Below are 20,969 nucleotides of genomic sequence, written 5' to 3' on the forward strand. Positions count from 1 at the left end.
GGAGCTTCCCCCGTGCTGTTTTTTGCAGAAAGGTCAAAATTTCCAGCACTCTTCACCGCGGGGAATACTCCCTCCACATCATGAGTACCAATGACCTAGCAACTCGCATTCTTCAGGTAATTACGGCGGCCAATTATACTCCGCTCAAAGCCAAGGCTCTTTTTTCCCGCTTGAAGTTGGGAGGTGAGGCGTATGCCGCATTTCGCAAGACGCTCAAGCGGCTGGTCCAAACAGGCCAGGTGGTAATAGGCCGCGGGCATACCATCCGTCCGGCAGAGCCGTTTGCAACCGTGGTGGGGATTTATCGCCGCGTCCCGACGGGTCATGGTTATGTACGCCCTCACGCTGTGGATGGTACGCCCCAAGCTGCCGACATTTTCATCCGTGCGGATCGCGCTTTGGATGCTGCCACAGGCGACGAGGTTCTGGTGCGTGTCCTGCGGCCAGCCAGCAAGACACGCGATGCCTCCGGAGAAATTGTTCAGGTCCTGGAACGGGCCACACGGACTTTTGTCGGTACTTACTTCGAGCGGGAAGGGCAAGGGTTCGTGCGGGTCGATGGCAATGTCTTTACGCATAGCGTATCCGTCGGGGATGCTGGAGCCAAAGGAGCCAAAGCTGGCGATAAGGTCGTGGTAGAAATGCTCCGTTTTCCCACACCGGAAGAGCGCGGGGAAGGGGTCATCACGGAGGTCCTGGGTCCTTTACATCAGCCCGGTGTGGATACGCTGACAGTGATCCGGGCGTTTGGGTTGCCCGACACCTTTCCAGCCGAGGTGCTGGCGGAAGCCCGGCAAGTCGCCTCGCAGTTCGAGGATATGCCATTGCAGGGCCGTGAGGACTTCACCCACGAGCTGGTGGTCACTATTGACCCCCCTGATGCCAAGGACTTTGACGATGCTGTTAGTGTCAGTGTGGATCCAAAGAGCCGGCATTGGATACTGTCCGTGCACATCGCAGATGTCGGGGCCTTTGTCAAAGCAGGAGGTGCCCTGGATCAGGAAGCCCGGCGGCGAGGAACCAGCGTTTACCTTCCCCAAAAAGTCCTGCCTATGTTTCCGGAAGTCTTGTCCAACGGCTTGGCCTCATTACAGGAAGGGAAAGTCCGGTGGGTCAAGACGGTGCGCTTGGAGTACACCCCTCACTTGCAGAAAGGAAGTGTGACGTTTCACAATGCGGTAATCCGCAATCGCCGCCGGTTTACTTACGATCAAGTCCAAGCGGTCCTGGACGAATTGGAGCGGCGCGAACAGGCAGGCTGGCCACCGGCGCGAGTGATTGCAGAACCGGTGGGCCAAGTCGAGGTGGAGTTGGTGGCTTTGATCCGCCGCATGCGAGACTTGGCTCGCTTACTGCGGAAAAAGCGGCTGCGCCGGGGAGCGCTGGAGCTGGAAATGCCGGAGACTGTGCTGGAATACGATGATCAGGGACGAATCTGTGGCGCTCACTACGCTACCCACACCTTCAGCCACCGGATCATCGAGGAGTTCATGTTGGCGGCGAACGAGGCAGTGGCCGAGCATCTGACGGCCCATGGGGTGCTCTTCTTGCGCCGGGTTCACCCTCCGCCACAAGAGGATAAATTGGCGGCATTCGCCCAATTCGCCGCCTTGCTTGGTTATCCCCTCCGCCGGCCCCAGGATCGCTTCGAGTTGCAACGGGTCCTGCAAGAAACCGCCGACAAGCCGGAACGTGCCGCCTTGCACTATGCCCTCCTCCGCAGCCTCAAACAAGCGGTTTATTCCCCCATTGCCGAGGAACATTACGCCTTGGCCCTCCGTCACTATTGCCACTTCACCTCGCCCATCCGCCGTTACCCGGATTTGCAAGTCCATCGTCAGCTCGACCGCTTGCTCCGCCGCAAGAAACCTGTGGCACAAAAGGATGAACTGATCGCCCTCGGTGATCATTGCTCCAAAATGGAGCGCCGAGCTGAGTTGGCGGAGCGAGAACTTGTCAAGCTCAAGGTGCTGACCTATCTCAGCGAACGGATCGGCGAACGCTTTGACGCCGTCATTACTGGGGTGGCCGATTACGGCTTCTATGCCCAGGCAGAAAAATTCCCTGCCGAAGGGTTGGTGCACATCTCCTCGCTGGTGGACGACTACTACTGGTACGATGCCGACAGCTACACTTTGCAGGGGCAGCGTACCGGCCGCCGCTTTCGATTGGGAGATCGCGTCCGTGTCGAAGTGGCCCGCGTGGACTTGGTCCGGCGACTGTTGGATTTCCGCTTGGCCGGCGATTTGGACGAATCACCCCGGAAAGCCTCTCATCGAAAATGGCCGCGCTTGGGGCGATCGCCCCGCCATTTCCGCAGAGGGGACGATGAACAGGATTGATCTTGGCCCTCCCCAAGTGTCCAGTCTTCGGAGGCTGAACTATCCCGCAGTGGTGATTGTCAACCGGTTGGCTACCGCCGCGGATTTGCGACCGCGGAATGGGGCCACAACGAAGAAAACAACCCAGCATCTCTCCATTGTGGCAACGCAACCTTGGATTTGCTCAGGAATGGAACAATCAATGGAACAATCCGTAGCAAAACCGGACCCAATTCAGAACCAGGCATTCGAGCCAAACCGCAACTTCCCGGCTTCTTCACACAATTTCACCGTTGCACCGCTGGACGCTGGCAGCGGCAGTGCTTACGATAAAAACAAACGGTTGCAGAGGGCGTGGCCCCGGCTGAATCGGTCAGTCGGCGGCCACATCTAATTTTCGGAGGACTGCTTGCTCAGTCTACGCGCTTCTGCAGCCCAATAACACTCCCCTTCTATCCAGCAAGGGGAGGGGATTTTCTGTCTTTTGAGGAACCGGTGCACGAACTGGTCGCATAACGATGCTGAAACTTGACAAAGTACGCAACATTGGCATCATGGCTCACGTGGACGCAGGGAAAACTACGACCACGGAGCGCATTCTGTATTACAGCGGAACCAAGCATAAGGTTGGCGATGTCGATACAGGGGATACCACCACCGACTTCGATCCGCTGGAGAAGCAGAAAGGGATCACGATCAATTCGGCGGCTGTTTCCGTGGAGTGGGGTGATCACACCATCAATATCATCGATACTCCCGGTCACGTTGATTTTACCGCAGAAGTGGAGCGTTCCCTGCGCGTCCTCGATGGAGCGGTCGGTGTATTCTGCGCTGTGGGGGGCGTGGAGGTTCAGTCGGAGACGGTCTGGCGGCAGGCCAACAAATATAAAGTGCCCCGGATTGCCTACGTCAACAAGCTGGATCGGATGGGGGCGGACTTCTGGGGATGTGTGCGCCAAATCGAAGAGAAGCTGCTCACCAAGCCTGCCGTGGTCACCATTCCGGCGGGTCAGGATTCCGCCTTCGAGGGGTTGATTGATCTGATCGAAATGAAGTTCATCACGCGCGACGAAAACGACGTCACGAAGCGCAACTTCTTTGTCCACCCCATACCGGACAAGTATCGAGCCGAGGCAGAAAAAGCCCGCGAGCAACTGCTCGATGTCGTCTCGGCGGCCTGTGACGAAATCACCGAGTTGGTTCTGGAGGGTAAGCCCGTACCCGCCGAATTGATCCGTAAAGCATTACGGCGGGGTACTCTCAGCGGCCAGTTTACTCCTATCCACTGCGGTTCGTCCAAGCTCTTCCAAGGCGTGCAGCAATTGCTGGACTTGATCGTCGATTGTTTGCCCAGTCCCGTGGATCGTCCTCCGGTGGAAGGGATCAATCCAAAGACCAAGGAAGTGGAATATCGCCGTCCGGATGCCTCGGAGCCATTTACGGCGCTGGCCTTCAAAACGGTCGCGGAGTCCACGGGCGACCTCGTTTATATTCGGATTTATTCCGGTGAGATGAAACCGGGTGCTACCTACCTGAATACCACCTTGAACAAATCCGAACGGGTGGTCCGCTTCTATCGCATGATGGGAGATAAACGGATCGAGCTGGAATCGGCAGGGCCGGGAGATATTGTCGCCGCGATTGGTCTAAAACAAACGGCGACGGGGCATACCCTCTGCGATCCCGAGTCACCAATTGCCTTGGAATCGATCACCTTCCCCAAGCCGGTGGTGTCTGCCGCTTTGTCCTTCGCGCGGACCTTAGACAGCGGCAAGGTGGGCGAAGCCCTGTCCCGTTTGGTGCGCGATGATCCGACCCTCAAGGCCCATACCGATGAGGAAACGAAAGAAACCATTCTCAGCGGCATGGGGGAATTGCACCTGGAAATCAGTCTGGAGAAACTGCGTCGTTCTCTGAACTTGCCGCAGGGAGACCCCCAAGTGCAGTTGGGTAAGCCCCGTGTGGCCTATCGCCAGACCTTCGCCAAGGAGGTCGATCTGGAGTACCGCTACATCAAACAGACGGGTGGGCGCGGGAAGTATGCTGTCATCAATGTACGGTATAAGCCCCTCTCGGCGGAGGATATTGCAGACCGCATTCGGGAGATCGAGCAACGGAATGATCCGAAAATCAAACCCGACCCCAACAATATCTACTTCGTTAATTCCATCACTCAAGGGGTGATTCCGAAGGAATATATTCCTTCGGTGGAGGAAGGACTCCGTGATGCCGCCAAGCGGGGATACAAGTACCCCTTCCCCTTTGTGGACCTGGAATTTGAGCTGCACTTCGGTAAGTACCATCCTGTGGATTCGTCGCAGGATGCCTTCTATCTGTGCGCTCTAGAGGCCTTCCGGGACGCCGAGGAAAAGGCCGGCATTGTATTGCTGGAGCCGATCATGAAGGTGGTCGTGGTTTGCCCCAAGCAATATCAGGGTGCTATCAGCGGTGACATCAGCCGCCGCCGGGGTATGATCGAGGAAACCAGCGAAGACAAGGGAATCGCTCAGGTGGTTGCCAAGATTCCCTTAGCCAACCTGTTTGGGTATACTAATGATTTGCGGGGTGCCACGGGTGGTACAGCGAGCTTCTCGATGGAATTCAGCCATTATGCCCCGGTACCGATCGAGCTGGCGGACCTGCCCAAGAAGGATGACAAAAAGAAGTAAGTCCGAAGGGGAGGGATCCTGTCAGACGGCCAAGAATACCTACCTGGTGTGCGTGAAAGGGGAGGTAAGGTTCGGAAAGACCGGCTTGCTCAAACTGGCTGTCCTTAGATGAGTCCCAAGAGGAGGGTATTCATCCCAAACTATTTGAGAGATTGATGGCGGTTTCGGAACCGTTGGGTAAGTTTGCAAGCGATAGGAAGATACGACAGGAGTGCGAATATGAAGAAGGGAATTCATCCCCAGAATTATCGGCCCGTGGTCTTTCAGGATGCCTCGGCCAACTTCGCCTTTCTGACTCGGTCGTGCGTCGAGACCGAGGAAACGATTGTTTGGACGGATGGGAAGGAGTATCCTCTCTATCGTTTGGAAATCTCCAGCGCTAGCCATCCGTTTTTCACAGGCAAAATGAAGTTTGTGGATACCACGGGACGAGTGCAGAAATTCCAGGACAAGTACAAGAACGCCCGCTATGCCCGTGGCAAAGGCCCCAGCGAAGGGGAAAAGAGCTAAGAAAGATCAAGTGCTTTTTGCATGTTGGGTCGTGCTGCGGTATCCCGCTAGTGTGTGATGTTCGACCTGCGGCGTAGAAGTTCAGGATAGACGACCAGTCTCAGCAGAATAGGAGTACAAAAAGTCCCTCCGTGGTGGTATGGTCCTTTCACTCAAACGTTCCCATGCCAGTGTAAGGTCAGGCTAACCGATTGATGCACACAGCACTGGATGAGAAACTGGCCCGCTACCGTGAGCTGGAGCAACAGTGGTACGATCCAGCCACAGCAGCAGATCCCGTACGCGCAGCCGCCGTTGCACGAGAGCGCGGCGCGTTGGCTAAAATTGTGGAGCCGTATTTGGAACTGCAAAAGCTGGACGCAGCCATTCAGGAAGCCCAAACCTTGGCTGATCAGGAGGAAGATGCCGAGCTTCGCGCCTTGGCTGAAGAAGAACTGGCTGCTTTGCGGCAACGGCGGGAGAAGATCTGGCAGCGTTTGGAAGAAGAATTGTTGATTGATCCGGCCGAAGATTTCTCGCGAGTGATCATGGAGATTCGCGCCGGCGAAGGAGGCGATGAAGCGGCCCTGTTTGCCGGTGATCTATACGGCATGTACATTCGCTATGCCCGTTCCAAAGGCTGGACCGTTGAGGATATTGCTCACCAGCCGGGGGATGCAGGTGGGTTCAAGGAAGTGATCTTTGCTATCGAAGGGGAGAACGTTTACCGTTATCTGCGGCACGAATCCGGCGGGCATCGGGTGCAAAGGGTTCCGGCTACGGAGACGATGGGTCGGATTCATACCTCCTTAGCCACTGTGGCTGTGCTGCCGGAGCCTGATGAAGTTCAGGTGGTGATCAAGCCCGAGGACATAGAATGGGAACGAATGCGTGCTGGCGGCGCAGGCGGACAACATGTCAACAAAACCGAATCGGCTGTCCGGATCTGGTATAAGAAAGGGACGCCAGAAGAGCTGGAAGTGAAATGCCAGGATGAACGAAGCCAGCACAAAAACTACGAGCGGGCCATGCGCATTTTGCGGACCCGCCTCTTCCAACGCCAGCAGCAGAAACTCCAGCAGGAGCGCGCCGATCTGAGGCGAGTCCAAGTCGGCAGTGGAGAGCGCGGCTCGAAGATCCGCACCTATCACTTCAAGGAAAGTCGCGTGACCGATCACCGTATCGGCTTGACCATTTACAAGCTCGACGAGATACTCGGTGGCAATCTGGACTTGATTATTGAGCCTCTACGCGAACACTGGAAGCGGCAAAAGTTGGCCAGTTTGGGGGCCTGACTTTCTATCTGCTCGGTATCCGCAAGAGGCGGAGTGAAGCCGTATCGAATCGCTTTCCCACTTACAAACGAGCACGACCCATGGCTGATTCCTCGCCATTAGCTCCAGCTTCCTCGTCAACTCCCACGCCGACGACCCCCGGTGAAACAGTCTGGACTATCCAGGCCTTACTGACCTGGACGACTGACTATCTGACCCGCAAGGGGGTGGAATCGCCGCGGACGGAGGCTCAGCTTCTGCTAGCCCATGTTCTGGGCTGCAAACGTGTAGACCTGCTGGTGCGCTACGACGAGGTGCCCGGAGAAAATCACCGCCGTCAATATCGGGAACTGATCCAGCGGCGGGTGGCAGGTTGGCCTACAGCTTATCTCATCGGAAGTCGCGATTTTTATCTGCTGACCTTCGAGGTGACGCCCGCTGTACTGATCCCTCGACCCGATACGGAAACTTTGGTGCTGGAAGCCCTCAAAATCCTCAAGCCGATGAAGGCGCCCCGTGTCTGGGATATCGGTACAGGTTCGGGATGTATCGCGGTGAGTATTGCTCATCAGAAAAAGGATGCGCAGGTCACGGCAAGCGATATTTCGCCGGATGCCCTGGAGGTCGCACAGCGCAATGCACTGCGTCACGGTGTGGCCGAGCGAGTTCGTTTCCTCTGCGGGGATCTGGCGGCGCCAATTCCGCCGGGTGAGGTGTTTGATCTAATTGTGAGTAATCCGCCCTATGTGGCCCAAGGTGAGCTGGCACAACTCGCCCCGGAAGTGCGCGACCATGAACCGCGGATCGCCCTTGATGGAGGAGCCGACGGCTTGGCGTTCTATCGCCGCCTCGCCGGAAGTGTTGCACCGTACCTAGCCCTCGGGGGTTGCATGCTTCTGGAAATTGGTGCCGGACAGGAGAGCGCGGTCCAAAACATCTTCGCTGATTTCCCTCAATGGCAGGTGGGGCCGACCTTCAAAGATATGGCAGGTCATCCGCGGGTGGTGGCTTTCCGCCGACAGGCATGAAAGAAAACATGTTACGGCTCAAATAGGGAGGGTGATTATCCCTTGACAATAGCCGGGGCGATGGGTATTGGCGTAAAGCGAAGAGCAGCCCCATCGTTGATTGAGTGTAACAGTACGCGCGGAGGGGAGAGTCTGGGGGGCGTTTCCGGGGGTATATGAGTATCGTCACCTTGAACCACAGGCGGCAGGGATGCATTGGGAGCGGACAGGGATAGTGGCGATCCTGGGAGTGGTCTTGTCTCTCGCTTGCGGTTGCTGGCAGGGGGGACTGACAGCGTCCAAGGGGGCGATGGCGAGCCGTTCTTTTCTCCCCCAATTACCCGTGGAGCTAGCGGTGGAAAGCGTGGTGCTGGCTTGCCCTGCCAAGGATAGGGAGGAGTATGACTCGCTTTGGCAGTCTGTGCGACCCGTTGGTGCACCGGAGAGCATTACCCTATGGAGTGAAAACGGACTGCGTCTTGGTGTGCTCCGTTCCCCTTTGCCCGCTCGACTGCAACAATGGCTGGAGAACCAATCGGGTCATTTGTCCGGCTCGCTTCAGACTTTTCACCAGCGGCAGGAGGTATTTCTGACAACGACTCCCCTCATCGAACGTTGTCGCCTGCGTTTGAGCACGGACTTGGCTGCTCCTGCGGTGGAAAAGGAATGGGAACAGATTGTCGGTGGGATTTGGCTTCAGCCTCGCCTACACAAACGCGCTGTTCTGCTCCTTTGCGAACCCCGCTTGCAGTACGAGGAGCGGCACAGTTGGATCCGTCCTGCGCCGGATGCCAGCCGATTCCTCCGGAGTGAAGAGCCGTTGTTCGAACGGTTTCCCACCTTGCAAATGGAAGTTGAGCTGACCTCCGAAGATTATCTTATCCTCGGAACCTGGAGCGGTGCTGAGACGAACTTGGGGGCGTTATTGTTCGGTTCAGGAGCTTCTCCCGCTCCTGTCTCACCAGAGGTTGCTACTCCCTCCGGTTTGCGATTACTCCTTCTGCGCGTACAAGCTCCCCAATTGGCTTTGAATCAGGATTTGCCGGAGATTCCGCCTCCCTACCTGCGCCGTTAGGAGGGCCGGGAAGTGCGGTCCTGTGGGTGGCCATCGAATGATTCAGAGCACCCCTTTGGTGGAGGGAATATCGCGAATGCGGGGGTCCAGTTCCACCGCCATGCGTAGGGCGCGGGCGCAGGACTTGAAAATGGCTTCCACCATATGGTGGACGTTGCGGCCGTGGTGAAGCAAGACATGCAAATTGAAGTGGGCGTGATGGACAACGGCTCGCCAGAATTCCTCGGCCAATTCGGCAGGAAACGCGCCGAGTTGCACCGAGGGAAGCACGGCATGCCAAACGCATGCTGGCCGACCGCTCAAATCGATAGCCGCGGTTACGAGGGTTTCATCCATGGGCAAGATGCAATGGCCGAAACGGCGAATGCCCGCCTTGTCTCCGAGAGCCTGATGCAGAGCCTGACCCAGGCATATACCGACATCTTCCACGGTGTGGTGGGCGTCGATCTGCAGGTCCCCCTGACAACTCACCTGCAAATCGAATAAGCTGTGCCGTCCGAGTTGCTCCAACATGTGGTCAAAAAAGCCGACTCCGGTGGTTGCCTGCACTTGTCCATGGCCATCGAGGTTCAGTTGAAGGTGGATGGTCGTTTCCCGGGTCGTGCGTTCAACAACCGCTGTGCGTGCCATAGAAGCAGTGCTCCGCCGAGTATGGGTATGGGGATTGCTGGGAGGGGTGGAGTCCCTAGCTTTGGAGGATCAGTTCCAGGGTTTCCACCAACCGATCCATTTCCACATCGGTACCGATGGAGATACGGAGTCCGTCATAGCCGTCATAATTCATGTAACGGACGAGGATGTTACGGCTCGCTAGCTCCTGGGCAATAGTCCCGGCGGGGCGGTCCCTGTGACGGCACCAGAGAAAGTTCGCATGACTGGGTGTCACATCGAACCCTAGATTTGCCAAGGCATGGGTAAGACGTTGGCGTGTTGCACGAATTCTTCCCCGGATTTGCTCGAAGTATTCCCGATCCTCCAAGGCGGCGGATGCGGCAGCTAAACTCAAGACGTCGCAATTGTAGGAATCCTTCACCTTGATCAATTCTCGGATCAATTCGGGACGAGCAATGGCAAAGCCGAAGCGGATGCCCGCAAGGGAATATGATTTACTCAAGCTACGGGTGATGATCAGATTGGGTAAGTGAGGAAGCAGCGCCAGGCCGTTCCAATCGGCGAAGTCAGCATAGGCTTCATCCAAAACAAGAGGGGCCGGAGCCAAGGTTTCTGCCAAGCGACGGATCGCTTGGGGTTGGACCACTGTTCCCGAGGGCGAGTTGGGATTGGCCAAGAAGGTTAAGTGGGCGTGGGGTGCAGGCCAGGGATCGGGGAGTTGCCAATCGGTGGTGAAGGGCACAGGAACAAAGCGTGCTCCTTGAATCTCAGCGAGCGTGCGATAGAGCAGATAACCGGGCATGGGAGCTGCCAGATACCCTCCGGCTGGAACGAAAGCACGCGTCAGGATGGTCAGAAGATCATCGGAACCATTGCCAATGAGGAACCAATCCGGTTCCAGTTGGAAGATACGGGCCGCTGTGTGCCGGAAGTTATCACCGAGCGGAGGGGGATATTTCCGGAGTTTTTCGGCGGTGAGGGTTTCGCGAATGGCCTCGAAGACACGCGGGCTGGGCGGATAAGGATTCTCGTTGGTGTTGAGCTTGAGAACGTTAGGGTTGTTGCGCTGTTCACCGGGGACGTACCCCTGCATCGCGCGGATGTCGGGCCGCAAGGCGCTGAGAACGGTCAGCGGCGAGGACGGCTCGGATGATGGAGCAGGCGGCAAGCTCATGTTAGGAGATTGATGACTTCTTCGTGTTCGTGGGTGAAACCTGGCTTTTGACGGCTTTCGGTTTCGGGCGAGCTTCCGGCCCTCTGTCGTTCGCTCGAATTTCCACACTGGCTGCGTGAGCTGTGAGGCCTTCCACTTTGGCCATGTAAATCACGTCCTCGGCAATTTCCTTGAGTCCATTGCGCGTGAAGCGGAGGATGCTGGTTCGCTTGCGGAAATCGTTGGCGTTGAGACCGCTCGCAAAACGAGCTGTTCCCCCCGTGGGCAGGACATGGGATGGTCCTGCGGCGTAGTCACCGAGCGCTACAGGAGTGAACGGTCCTAAAAAGATCGCTCCCGCATGCTGAACGTCATCCGCGAATGCTTCAGGGTCGCGGGTCTGGATATGCAGATGTTCCGGAGCTAGGGTGTTGACGCAGCGCAAGGCTTCCTTTTTATCTGGGGCCAGGACTAAAGCCCCATATCGCTCCAGGCTCTCACGTGCTAGATCGCCACGTTCCAATCGGGACAACTGTTTATCCAAGGCGGCTGCCACCTCATCCAACAGCGGCGCATACCACGTGACCAAGATAGCGACACCGGGTGCATGTTCCGCTTGGGCAATCATATCCAGGGCCAAGTAATCCGGGTGTGCGGAATCGTCCGCTACGACTACGATCTCGCTAGGCCCTGCTAGGCAGTCGATGGCGACGTGCCCGAACACATATTTCTTAGCTAGGGCTACATATTGCGAACCAGGACCGATAATCATATCCACCGGCTTCAGCCCTTCAATTCCGTAGGCCATCGCAGCAATGGCCTGGGCACCTCCCAACCGATAGACTTCGCGAATTCCCAATTCGTGACATACAGCTAGCATGCGGGGGTTGTACGCGCCGCTCGGAGTCGGTGGCAGACACACCGCAATTTCTTCCACCCCTGCTGCCTGGGCTGGGCAGACGGTCATCAAAAGAGTGGACGGATACGCCGCGGCTCCTCCCGGACAATAGATGCCCACTCGCTGCATCGGACGGTACCGCACGTGCAATTCGTGCTTACCGGACACGCGCATCTCGGCATCCCGATGCAACAATCCCGATTGAAATTGCACCACGTTGTATTGAATCTGCCGGATAACTTCTAGAAACTCGGATTCTGCTTGCGCATGGGCTGCGGCCATCTCTTCGGCGGGAACGCGAATCTGCTCCGGCTTCAGCTTGATTTTGTCCAATTGTTCAGTAAAATGGAGGACAGCAGCCAAGCCTTTGTCACGGACGGCTTGGCAAATGCGTTCCACGGCACGGGCTGGTGTCAGGGCTTCCCCAAACACTGCTTGGGTTAGCTTTTTCCCAGCGGGAGTGACAACTTCTGCATCCCACCGTAACTGATCACGGAGTTTATACAATTGTTGGGTGGCCGAGGGGGTGCTCAGATCAATCCGCCGCAGCTTCACTATTGGCATGGAATTTCCCTCGCCGCAGTCATGTCACGTTGCAAACAACAATAATCACCCCCCTCGAAGAATTGCGCTGTCCTGGGGAGGGTGAGCTTATTTGCCGTCATGGCATCGATGGCCTAGCGCTTATCTCTCCTTTATATGGCTTTTATCTTTCACTTCAACCTGGGTTCCAAGAGGTGGCCGCGTGTCTCACTTGATCGCCCGATAAAAGATGGATGGGATGGGGGTATGATTTCTTGCTTATGGCTAATCTCGAATTGGGTTGGAGAGTCGAATAGTTGGCGAATAATTTGGTAAAGTAAAGTGAGCAGGCTATTTTGTTGAGAAAATGCAGGAGGCATCTTCGAGCGCCTAATAAAACCTCTCTTGGCAAGGCATAACGGGAGCCAAGGAGGGGATGCACCACGACCACAGAGATTGTCTCGGAGGAACTATGGGCGGTGATCCAGCCGCTTCTTCCGCCTCGCAAGCCCAACCCAAGGAGAGGGCGACCGCCTCTCCCAGACCGGCAGGTGCTGACAGGCATCTTGTTCGTGCTGATGACCGGCCTTCCCTGGAAGAAGCTGCCCAAGGAGATGGCCTGAGACGGCGGCATGACCTGTTGGCGAAGACTCCGAGGCTGGCAACAGGTCGGGGTCTGGAAGCGTCTCCACCAGGCACTGCTGGACCGTCTGGGCGAGGCGGACAAGATAGACTGGTCGCGGGCGTCGTTGGACTCCGCTACGGCGCCTGCCTCCAAGGGGGCGAAGCGGCCGGGCCGAATCTGACGGATTGCGGCCGAACGGGCACGAAGCGTCATCCGGTGGTCGATGCGGACGGCATCCCGTTGGCCGTGACTGTCTGGGCGGCCCACGTCCATGACAGTCAGAGGATGGAAGAGACCCTCGAGGCCGTTGAGCCGATCCGATCCGGCGGCGTGGAGGGCGCCCCCGCAAGCGGTCTGAGAAGCTGCACGCGGCTAATACCTAGGATTTGGTGGGAGAAGCGCTGGGCTTTGCGGAAGCGGGGGATTCAGCCGAGGATGGCGCGACGGGGAATCGAAAGCCGGTGAAGACTGGGGCGTTCCCGGTGGGTGGCGGAGCGGACGCATTCCTGGTTGAACCGGTTGTGACGTCTGAGGATTCGCTTTGAGCTTCGGTCGGATATTCCTCTGGCATTCCTTGGCCTCGGTTGTGCCTTGATTTGCTGGAAGTTCATCCAAACCTGGTTTTGTTAGGCGCTCTTATTTTTGTATGGCAGGTGAGAGAGGGACACCGCCGAGGGGCAGCAGGGATGTTCCGTTTCCTGTTTCTGGAGAGGATGACGGCGGTTGGACCGACGCCGGGTCAGAGTGCAGATGCCCGGCAGGTAAGACAGCCGGTGCGGAGCTGGATGGTTTTGGAAGGGAATAGGCGACCTCTAATTCAGTCAGAAACTGTCGGGCTTGTTCACAATTCGGGTCCGATTGTAAGGCTAGGTGAAGCTGTTGCCGGCTGGCCTCCACATATCCCATATGTTCTAGCACGCGGGCCAAGTGATAACGGGCCAAGCTCTCTGGCATGATTTCTCGGAAGGTTGCTAAGGCTTCGTCATAACGTCCGGCGCGAGCTAGGCAGAAGCCTTTAGTCTTACGAATGTTCCGGCTTTCGGGATCCCCGCGTAAAGCTTCGTCGCACCACCGCACTGCCCCTTCCCAGTCTTTCCATTGGGCGTGAACCAAAGCGATTTGGTAACGGGCTTGGATGTCCTGGGGATAGTATTGCAAGTAGCGGTGATACACATCCAAGGCCTTCTGCCGTTCTCCCAAGCGGGCATGATATTGAGCTAGCCCCAGTAGTGCTGTGGGGTTTTTGGGGTCTTGTTGCAGGGCTTTTTGGAATCCTTGACGGGCTTGGTCCAAAAGCAATTCCCGGCTGGCTGGGGCGGTTTCCTCTGCGAAAGCGGCGTCTAGTTGGACCTGGGCCAGAATCGCGATAGTTTCAGGTTTCGGCGGTCCTTGCGAGGAGTTACTACTGGTGAGGTGCGGTAACTGCACCGAGACCTGCGGTGACTGCCCCCACAAGGAGCGCAGACCTCCGCGGGAGGTTGTCGCGGAGTGAAATGCAGGGGTTTGCAAGGCGACGTCAAGTGGGGGTTGGACAGGGGAATGATTGCAGCCGATCAGGATGAGACAAAGGAAGCAGCCCCACCCCCCCTTCCTGCCCTCTCTGCGGCGCCATCCCTGGCCTTCCATGTCCATCCTCGGTATTCCATGAGTTCGGGGCGGCAGCTTAGTGATTAGGCCGGACAATCCTTATTGAAACTCGGCGATGAAGCTAGCGGCGGCCTCGGCGATAAGGTCTCGCGTCAAATGCACTGGCTGCCGTCTATATCGACAAATCGACTGGACAATTTCCAGCAAATCACGGCAATCGCTCGCCCGCGGAGCACGACCACGGTTGTAATACCGCTCATATAAGTAATCGACCGCTGACGGATCATAATTCATTCCCAGACGGCGGCAGTGATACTGGAAGATACGCTCGTAAACATCACGGGGCGGTGCAGTAACACCCACCTTGTGGCGAATACGGCGGAGAAAGGCATCGTCCACCAGTTGCTTCGGGTCCAAGTTAGTACTGAAAATGATCAATTGCTCGAAGGGAACCTGGAACTTTTTACCACTGGCGACGGTCAGGAAATCGTGACGATCTTCCAGAGGCAGAATCCAGCGATTGAGCAGTTCGCGGGGACTGCATTGCTGCCGCCCGAAGTCGTCAATCAGGAAGACCCCGCCATTGGCCTTGAAGTGGATAGGGGCCTGGTAGAAGTTGGAGTCGGAGAAGTAGCGCAAGTCCAGCATCGAGAGGGTCAATTCACCCCCCGTAACGATAACAGGGCGGCGGATGCGGACCCAGCGCCGGTCATACGAACCGGTGGTCAAAAGCCTCCTTACAGCAGCATCCGTGTCTTCTTCTCCATCTGTGGCAGTGTCATCGACGACGTGCAGAGACGGATCGAACACTGTGATGATGTTTTCGTCGGCTAGGAACGCATAAGGAACATAGATCGATCCCCCGACATTATTCATGAATTCTCCAATCGCCCGTGCGATGGCCGTCTTACCATTGCCGGGAGGACCATAGATGAATACGGAGCGGCCACTGACGATCGCCGGTCCTATGGCATTGAACATCTCTTCCTTGAGCACCAGATGGCTGAAGGGAGCCTTCAATGCTTCCGGGTAACAATTCAAACCCACCACGGTTTGGCGGTAGCATTGCTCCACGTAATCCTCTAGAGGAACAGGTGCCGGACCGATATAGGCACAAAACTCCATAGCCTCTTGCGCCCGTTTGCGACCAAGGTCGGTCAGGCTAAACCGATAGCTCACCTCGCCGACCAGATCGCCACCGTCCACCTGCAAAGCCTTCTCGTCTTTGAGGAACTTGAGACTGTCACGGATCACTTTGAAAGGCAAGCAGAGGAATTGGGCCAAGTCTCGCCCTAACATGGCTCCGCGGGTGTAAATTGTCCGCAGAATCATGTCGCATAAGAATCCTTGGCTGAGGCCGGATTCACGGAGTGTCTCGGGTGCTGTCGGCGCTTCCGGCGTCGGATTCATTTCCCATTCGGATGCTGAATGATGCGATAAGGCCATGTTCGATTCCCTCCCCTGGACGGACCATGTTCGCCAAGACCACCGTTCGCCCCGTTCCCCCTTCACCATCTAACAGTTCGTTCGTGGAACGAGCCTATTCCCTCGGGTGGTGGTGCATTAACCCCGTGGATCGAAGTCAATCCCGCATGCCGTTGGACGATATGCCAGCACGCCCGTCCGTGGATGTGCTTTGCGTCCTAACCCTTGTTTCCCTTGACACGGGTAATGATGAAGAGGGCTATAGCTCCGGCAATGAGTACGGTCATAATCACGCCATCTTGCCGTCGGAATATCCCCTCCCAATAGTCCTGAAACTCCTGCCAATAGCCGCTAGCCCAGAGGTTGGCTGATCCTGCGTAACAGGGAGATGCACTCAGCAGCATCCCTAAGGCAGCGATGGCGAAAACAAAACCGGCCGTGCGAGTTCTACTACCCAGGCATCTCATAGCATCCTCAGTCCGAATTGTGGAACTTTTCGGAATCGCAGGGGCTGTGGCAGTGTAAATCGGAACTTGAAAGTGGCTCATGCCCCTGGGCCAGGAATTCGACAACTCCTGTTTCAAGCATAGAATGCGGCTGCGTCGTTTGCGTTAGCATGGCCGGGGATAAGGAGGACAAAGGCGGCAGATGATGGTGCCAGGTCCAAGAATTGAGAAAATGCAAATAATCCCTGAGCGGGGCAAGGTTTTACCGCTCAGGGGCTTAACAGTGCTGTAGACAGAGCTTGAATGATCAATGGGAAAGCGGGGACTAGCGTCCCATGCTACCTGTGGTTCCGCCCGCGGTGCCGGGAGTGGCTCCCCCAGTAGATGTTCCACCGGTAGTGGGACCAGCACCACCGCCGCCCAAACCTCCGCCGATGCCGCCTTGGTAACCTGTGGCACTGTCTGCGAAGGCTCGAGCGCCGAAGCGGGCTGGCATGCCAGGCGGTGGAGCATCGTGGACGTACACTTCAATCTCGACATTCGGTCCTAATTGGGTAGTCATGTATTTACGGATGGTCGCAGCCCGGCGGGCATTCAGATCGTCGCGTAGGGCGCTGAGCTTGTCCAGGTTTTCCGGAGTGGGGGCAATATCTCGCGCCGTTTGCAGGTAGATACGAGTCGGTGGTTGAGGAGTAGCCCGAGCCAGACTGTTAAGTTTTTCAATTCCTGCTCCGTTGAGGCGATCAGTTCCCGTCTCGAAGTGCCAATTCCATACCGTATGGTTCAGGAACTGACCGTTGAGGGCCTGCTGGGCAAACGGAGCTAATACAGCTTGGCGAGCGGCATAGTTGTAACGTTGCGGCCAGGCTGGATCGACCCAGTTCCGATAGTGGTCTCCCAGGGTACTCTGGCTATGCACGCAACCAAGGGGTGCAACACTGAGAAGCACCCCCGCCCACAGTATGGAACAACAACGTGACATCACTTTCTCCTCCATGAGTTTCACGGCAGAACTGCGAACAGTTCGGCCGGTAGCTTCCTTGGCACATCCGGTCGCCTTCCCCTCCGATCACTCGCGCAGGGCTGAGTGGACGGCGCCCTTTTCTCACATCTGTCAAGTCACATCGATTTGACTTATCGATACTGTTCATCCTCCCTTGCTTAGCAGTCCCTTTTGAATTTGAATGGCCGCTGGACCCACCAGGACGACGAAAATGGCCGGGAAGATGAAGAGCACCAATGGGAAAATCAGTTGCACGGCAGTCTTGGCGGCTTTTTCCTCAGCCAATTGACGCCGGCGCGTCCGCATCGAGTCGGATTGGACGCGCAGAGCGTGGGCGATGCTGGAACCGAAACGGTCCGCCTGGATCAGGATGGCTGCCAAAGCGCGGACATCATCTACCCCAGTACGAACTCCCAAGTCGTGCAGCACTTCCCGCCGCGGCCGCCCCATTTGCAACTGCATATTGGCCAAGGAAAACTCCTCGCAGATAACCTTAGCGTGGTTCTTCATTTCCTCGGTTACCTTGCGCATCGCAGCATCCAATCCTAAGCCGGATTCTACGCACACCACCAAAAGGTCCAGAGCATCTGGCAGGGTCAGGAAAATTTCCTTCTGCCGGCTGGTACGCAAATACCATAATGCTACTTGGGGCAAATAAAAACCGATACCTCCGAGGATCACTACCCATTGAATCGACCGAAGAGTAAAGCCATCTTTGAGCAAGAAGAAGAAAATGGCGGGAATGAGGAAGAGGACTAGGCAAAGAAGGCGGATGCCCTGGTAGATCGCCACGGCGCTGTCACTGCGGAAACCAGCATTAGCCAGTTTCACACGCAGCGAGTTCTTCTCCATTTCATTGCCGCTATCCATTGCTCCGCCCAACTGCCCGATGAGTTCTTTGAGACCGGCGAAACGCTGCTGGGATTTGTGGGCTTCGACTTCCAGTTCGACCAATGATTTGGGACGCCCGATGCGTTCCAGCCGCTCCTCCGCTAAGCTGTTCCGTTGGGAGATGGTGGAAAGCAGCCAGAATACGCCGGCCACGATGGCACCAAAAACTAGTACCGGCAATAACTCTTCGGCGGACAAGAAAGCGAAAAGTTCCACGGTAGCTACCCCCCTGATGTCAAACAACGGTTGATGGCCTGGATTTTCCTTCCTTGAGTCCTTGGTATTTCCGTGAACTTGGAGCTGTTAGCTCTGCAGTTCGGAAACCTGTCGGTTCCATTTCCGAAGCGGAGTGTTTGCACAGACCGTTCGGTGCCCCTTCCACGGAGCCTCCATTCCGGAGCAAAGTCTACACCTTGATATCCACAATCTTCTTGATGGCGTAAGAGCCAATGATCACCAATACGATGGCACCCACAGACATGCGGATGCCCATGGGGTCAGTCCAGAGCAGCCGGATGTAGTCAGGTTTCATCCACAGCATCAGGAAAAATAGGCCAATTGGCATGGCGATCAGGACGATACCTGAAAGCCGCCCTTCGGCGGTAAGTGCCTTGACCTGACCGAGGATTTTGAAGCGTTCGCGAATGACATGTCCGATACGGTCTAGGATTTCGGCCAGATCACCGCCAGTTTGCCTTTGAATCGCGACACTGGTCACGAAGAAGCGCAAGTCCAAATTGGGCACGCGGTCGCAGAGATTCTTCAAGGCTTCTTCCAAGGGGATGCCGAGGTTTTGCTCCTCGTAAACGCGGGCGAATTCTTTGGCGATAGGATCAGGCATCTCCTCGGCGACGACATGCAAACCAGCGGCCAGGGAGTGACCGGCACGCAAGGCCCGTGCCACCAATTCCATAGCATCGGGAAGCTGAGCTGCAAAGTTCTTCAACCGTGTTGCCCGTTTGTTGTAAAGCCAGATCCACGGCAGGCTGAAAAAGATCAGCACCACCACAGGCAAGACGTAGATGTTGATGAGCCACAAACTCAGCGCTGCTCCCACGAGACTTAAGAGGATAGAGATGCCGAAGAGTACACTGGGTTTGATGTTGCAGTCGGCTTGCTCAAACAGGCGGGTCAGATTCAGGAAGGAAGGTGTTAGGCGATCCAAAAGGTTTTGTTTGTCGGCCTCCATAAGGGCCTGCTTGAGCAGGATGTCTGCGGAGGAGTCATGGCGGCGGCTCCGGCCGACCAGTGCATCCAAGCGGCGGTCCCCTTTCCCTTGGCTACCGGATTGAAAGGCAAGGAAAAGGGCTGTGATGGCACCGACGACTAGCAATCCTACAAGCAACGGTAGAAGCAGTTCATTCATGGTGGACATCCCGTTTGAGGGGCGACGGTGATTCGCAAACTCTGTCTGGTTTCCCCCGTATGGTGACCCCCTTCCTGCTGTTATTGGCGGTGAGGATGGGGGGCCTAGCATTCCGAATTTCAGTCCTTGAGCAATATCCGTTCGGCAAACAAGTTGGCCGGTAGTTTGATCCCTTTGGCTTCCAAGCGGTTGATGAAGGTCGGGCGTACACCGGTGGCTTCGAATTGTCCATAAGCCCGGCCGTTCTGGTCCACGCCCAACTGGCGGTAGCGGAAGATTTCCTGCATGGTAATGATATCTTGTTCCATATTGAGAACTTCCGTGATGCTGGTGATTTTGCGGGGTCCTCCTTGGAGGCGGTTCGCCTGAATGATCAGATCGATGGCGGAGCTGATCTGCTGCCGCATCGCTTTGACCGGCAGCTCGAAGCCACCCATCATAATCATGGTTTCCAAGCGGCTCAGGGCTTCGCGCGGGCTATTGGCGTGCAGCGTGGCCATCGAACCGCCGTGGCCGGTGTTCATGGCTTGCAGCATGTCGAGGGCTTCCGCGCCACGCACTTCGCCAATGATGATCCGTTCTGGGCGCATGCGGAGAGCATTGCGAACACAATCACGAGTGGTGATCGCCCCTTTCCCCTCGATGTTGGGAGGTCGAGTTTCCAAGCGCACGACGTGTTCCTGCTGGAGTTGCAATTCGCAGGCATCTTCGATGGTGATCACCCGCTCATCGTTGGGTATAAAACTGGAGAGGGTGTTGAGAAGCGTGGTCTTCCCGCAACCGGTACCGCCACTGATAAGGACATTGAGGCGAGCTTTAATGCACGCTTCCATGAGCATGGCCATTTCCGGAGTGAAGGCCTTGTAGTTGAGCAGGTCTTCCAGCTTGAGAGGATTGGTGCCGAAGCGCCGGATACTCAAGCAGGGGCCATCGACAGCAATCGGCGGAATGACGGCGTTGACGCGGGAACCGTCAGGCAGGCGGGCATCTACCATAGGGCTGGTTTCATCCACGCGCCGACCGACCTTGGACACGATTCGATCGATAATCTGAAGCAGGTGATCATTGTCGCGGAATTTGACGTCAGTCTTTTCCAACTTGCCGCGGCGCTCAACATACACCTGGTATGGGCCATTGACGAGGATATCGCTGATTGTTGGGTCTTTCAGAAGAACTTCGAGGGGGCCGAAGCCCAGCGTTTCATCCAAAATCTCTTCGATCAGCTTTTCCCGTTCGAGCCGGTTGAGCAGGGGGTTTTCGGTGTCGCAGAGGTGCTCGACGACCCGGCGGATATCGCGACGTAGGGCATCACTGGCCAGATCACGCACGCGGGTAAAGTCTAGTCTTTCGACCAGTTTGGCGTGAATCTGTCGCTTGAGTTCTTCGTAATTGCGGCCATTTCCGGTGCTGCCACCCATGCTAGGGCTGGACAAGCGGGAGATGCTGCTCCCGTAGTTGCTCATCTGATTGAGCTTGGAAATACCCTGCTGGAGTCGGCTGTTCATCGGTCATCTCCTCCTGGTTGCGATCTCCACAGATGCTCGTGACACAAAAGCAACCGATCCACTGCGAGAGCAATTTCGCCGCGAGAGAAATTACACTCCCT

The 20,969-nt window shown here is 56.5% G+C and carries 16 protein-coding genes and 1 pseudogene; 7 read left to right on the forward strand and 10 right to left on the reverse strand.

Annotation, left to right across the window (positions count from 1 at the left end):
• Positions 1 to 80 precede the first annotated feature (80 nt).
• From rnr to H0921_RS10080, 6 genes are all read left to right on the forward strand, one after another.
• A complete protein-coding gene (gene rnr / locus H0921_RS10055; protein ID WP_194537939.1) occupies positions 81 to 2,342 on the forward strand; it encodes a ribonuclease R in 2,262 nt (753 codons plus the stop codon).
• Between the two features lie 497 nt (positions 2,343 to 2,839).
• The gene (fusA, locus tag H0921_RS10060; RefSeq protein WP_194537940.1) at positions 2,840 to 4,990 is read left to right on the forward strand and encodes an elongation factor G; all 2,151 of its coding nucleotides are present in this window, start codon (positions 2,840 to 2,842) and stop codon (positions 4,988 to 4,990) included.
• A 219-nt stretch (positions 4,991 to 5,209) separates the two neighbouring features.
• On the forward strand, positions 5,210 to 5,500 hold the full coding sequence (locus tag H0921_RS10065) for a type B 50S ribosomal protein L31 (RefSeq protein WP_194537941.1): 291 nt from the start codon (positions 5,210 to 5,212) through the stop codon (positions 5,498 to 5,500).
• A 194-nt stretch (positions 5,501 to 5,694) separates the two neighbouring features.
• Positions 5,695 to 6,774 (forward strand): peptide chain release factor 1, encoded by a 1,080-nt coding sequence (gene prfA, locus H0921_RS10070; RefSeq protein ID WP_194537942.1) that lies wholly within the window; start codon positions 5,695 to 5,697, stop codon positions 6,772 to 6,774.
• Between the two features lie 80 nt (positions 6,775 to 6,854).
• The gene (prmC, locus tag H0921_RS10075) at positions 6,855 to 7,781 is read left to right on the forward strand and encodes a peptide chain release factor N(5)-glutamine methyltransferase (protein WP_194537943.1); all 927 of its coding nucleotides are present in this window, start codon (positions 6,855 to 6,857) and stop codon (positions 7,779 to 7,781) included.
• Between the two features lie 190 nt (positions 7,782 to 7,971).
• The gene (locus H0921_RS10080) at positions 7,972 to 8,835 is read left to right on the forward strand and encodes a hypothetical protein (protein WP_194537944.1); all 864 of its coding nucleotides are present in this window, start codon (positions 7,972 to 7,974) and stop codon (positions 8,833 to 8,835) included.
• A gap of 42 nt (positions 8,836 to 8,877) precedes the next feature.
• On the opposite strand, the gene hisB is transcribed toward H0921_RS10080, so the two are convergent.
• Genes hisB through hisD form a run of 3 tightly spaced genes read right to left on the reverse strand, consistent with a single transcriptional unit; the run spans position 8,878 to position 12,062 of the window.
• On the reverse strand, positions 8,878 to 9,465 hold the full coding sequence (gene hisB / locus H0921_RS10085) for an imidazoleglycerol-phosphate dehydratase HisB (RefSeq protein ID WP_194537945.1): 588 nt from the start codon (positions 9,463 to 9,465) through the stop codon (positions 8,878 to 8,880).
• A gap of 55 nt (positions 9,466 to 9,520) precedes the next feature.
• A complete protein-coding gene (hisC, locus tag H0921_RS10090; protein ID WP_194537946.1) occupies positions 9,521 to 10,621 on the reverse strand; it encodes a histidinol-phosphate transaminase in 1,101 nt (366 codons plus the stop codon).
• 1 nt (position 10,622) lies between these two features.
• Positions 10,623 to 12,062 (reverse strand): histidinol dehydrogenase, encoded by a 1,440-nt coding sequence (gene hisD, locus H0921_RS10095; protein WP_194537947.1) that lies wholly within the window; start codon positions 12,060 to 12,062, stop codon positions 10,623 to 10,625.
• A gap of 413 nt (positions 12,063 to 12,475) precedes the next feature.
• On the opposite strand from hisD, the pseudogene H0921_RS10100 reads away from it, so the two are divergent.
• A pseudogene (locus tag H0921_RS10100) lies at positions 12,476 to 13,275 on the forward strand (IS5 family transposase).
• 6 nt (positions 13,276 to 13,281) lie between these two features.
• Here the strand turns inward: H0921_RS10100 and H0921_RS10105 are convergent.
• From H0921_RS10105 to H0921_RS10135, 7 genes are all read right to left on the reverse strand, one after another.
• The gene (locus tag H0921_RS10105; protein ID WP_194537948.1) at positions 13,282 to 14,073 is read right to left on the reverse strand and encodes a tetratricopeptide repeat protein; all 792 of its coding nucleotides are present in this window, start codon (positions 14,071 to 14,073) and stop codon (positions 13,282 to 13,284) included.
• A gap of 258 nt (positions 14,074 to 14,331) precedes the next feature.
• Positions 14,332 to 15,564 (reverse strand): ATPase, encoded by a 1,233-nt coding sequence (locus H0921_RS10110; RefSeq protein WP_228499358.1) that lies wholly within the window; start codon positions 15,562 to 15,564, stop codon positions 14,332 to 14,334.
• 311 nt (positions 15,565 to 15,875) lie between these two features.
• The gene (locus tag H0921_RS10115; RefSeq protein WP_194537950.1) at positions 15,876 to 16,124 is read right to left on the reverse strand and encodes a hypothetical protein; all 249 of its coding nucleotides are present in this window, start codon (positions 16,122 to 16,124) and stop codon (positions 15,876 to 15,878) included.
• 304 nt (positions 16,125 to 16,428) lie between these two features.
• Positions 16,429 to 17,085, reverse strand: a complete 657-nt coding sequence (locus H0921_RS10120; protein ID WP_194537951.1) for a hypothetical protein — start codon at positions 17,083 to 17,085, stop codon at positions 16,429 to 16,431.
• Positions 17,086 to 17,250: 165 nt separating this feature from the next.
• Positions 17,251 to 18,213 carry a type II secretion system F family protein gene (locus H0921_RS10125; protein ID WP_315851876.1) on the reverse strand — a complete coding sequence of 321 codons (963 nt, stop codon included), beginning with the start codon at positions 18,211 to 18,213 and terminating at the stop codon, positions 17,251 to 17,253.
• 190 nt (positions 18,214 to 18,403) lie between these two features.
• Entirely contained in the window at positions 18,404 to 19,363 is a 960-nt protein-coding gene (locus H0921_RS10130) for a type II secretion system F family protein (protein WP_194537952.1), read from the reverse strand.
• Between the two features lie 119 nt (positions 19,364 to 19,482).
• Positions 19,483 to 20,844 carry a CpaF family protein gene (locus tag H0921_RS10135; protein WP_390622563.1) on the reverse strand — a complete coding sequence of 454 codons (1,362 nt, stop codon included), beginning with the start codon at positions 20,842 to 20,844 and terminating at the stop codon, positions 19,483 to 19,485.
• Positions 20,845 to 20,969: the final 125 nt, after the last annotated feature.

It is taken from the genome of Thermogemmata fonticola (genome assembly GCF_013694095.1).
Lineage (GTDB): Bacteria > Planctomycetota > Planctomycetia > Gemmatales > Gemmataceae > Thermogemmata > Thermogemmata fonticola.

Excerpts from the sequence above, each read along its gene's own strand:
- H0921_RS10115 (WP_194537950.1), bottom strand. The coding sequence starts at position 16,124 with ATGAGATGCCTGGGTAGTAGAACTCGCACGGCCGGTTTTGTTTTCGCC.
- H0921_RS10120 (WP_194537951.1), bottom strand. The coding sequence starts at position 17,085 with ATGTCACGTTGTTGTTCCATACTGTGGGCGGGGGTGCTTCTCAGTGTT.
- prfA (WP_194537942.1), top strand. The coding sequence starts at position 5,695 with ATGCACACAGCACTGGATGAGAAACTGGCCCGCTACCGTGAGCTGGAG.
- H0921_RS10130 (WP_194537952.1), bottom strand. The coding sequence starts at position 19,363 with ATGAATGAACTGCTTCTACCGTTGCTTGTAGGATTGCTAGTCGTCGGT.
- fusA (WP_194537940.1), top strand. The coding sequence starts at position 2,840 with ATGCTGAAACTTGACAAAGTACGCAACATTGGCATCATGGCTCACGTG.
- prmC (WP_194537943.1), top strand. The coding sequence starts at position 6,855 with ATGGCTGATTCCTCGCCATTAGCTCCAGCTTCCTCGTCAACTCCCACG.
- H0921_RS10110 (WP_228499358.1), bottom strand. The coding sequence starts at position 15,564 with ATGATTCTGCGGACAATTTACACCCGCGGAGCCATGTTAGGGCGAGAC.
- rnr (WP_194537939.1), top strand. The coding sequence starts at position 81 with ATGAGTACCAATGACCTAGCAACTCGCATTCTTCAGGTAATTACGGCG.
- hisC (WP_194537946.1), bottom strand. The coding sequence starts at position 10,621 with ATGAGCTTGCCGCCTGCTCCATCATCCGAGCCGTCCTCGCCGCTGACC.
- hisD (WP_194537947.1), bottom strand. The coding sequence starts at position 12,062 with ATGCCAATAGTGAAGCTGCGGCGGATTGATCTGAGCACCCCCTCGGCC.
- hisB (WP_194537945.1), bottom strand. The coding sequence starts at position 9,465 with ATGGCACGCACAGCGGTTGTTGAACGCACGACCCGGGAAACGACCATC.
- H0921_RS10065 (WP_194537941.1), top strand. The coding sequence starts at position 5,210 with ATGAAGAAGGGAATTCATCCCCAGAATTATCGGCCCGTGGTCTTTCAG.
- H0921_RS10080 (WP_194537944.1), top strand. The coding sequence starts at position 7,972 with ATGCATTGGGAGCGGACAGGGATAGTGGCGATCCTGGGAGTGGTCTTG.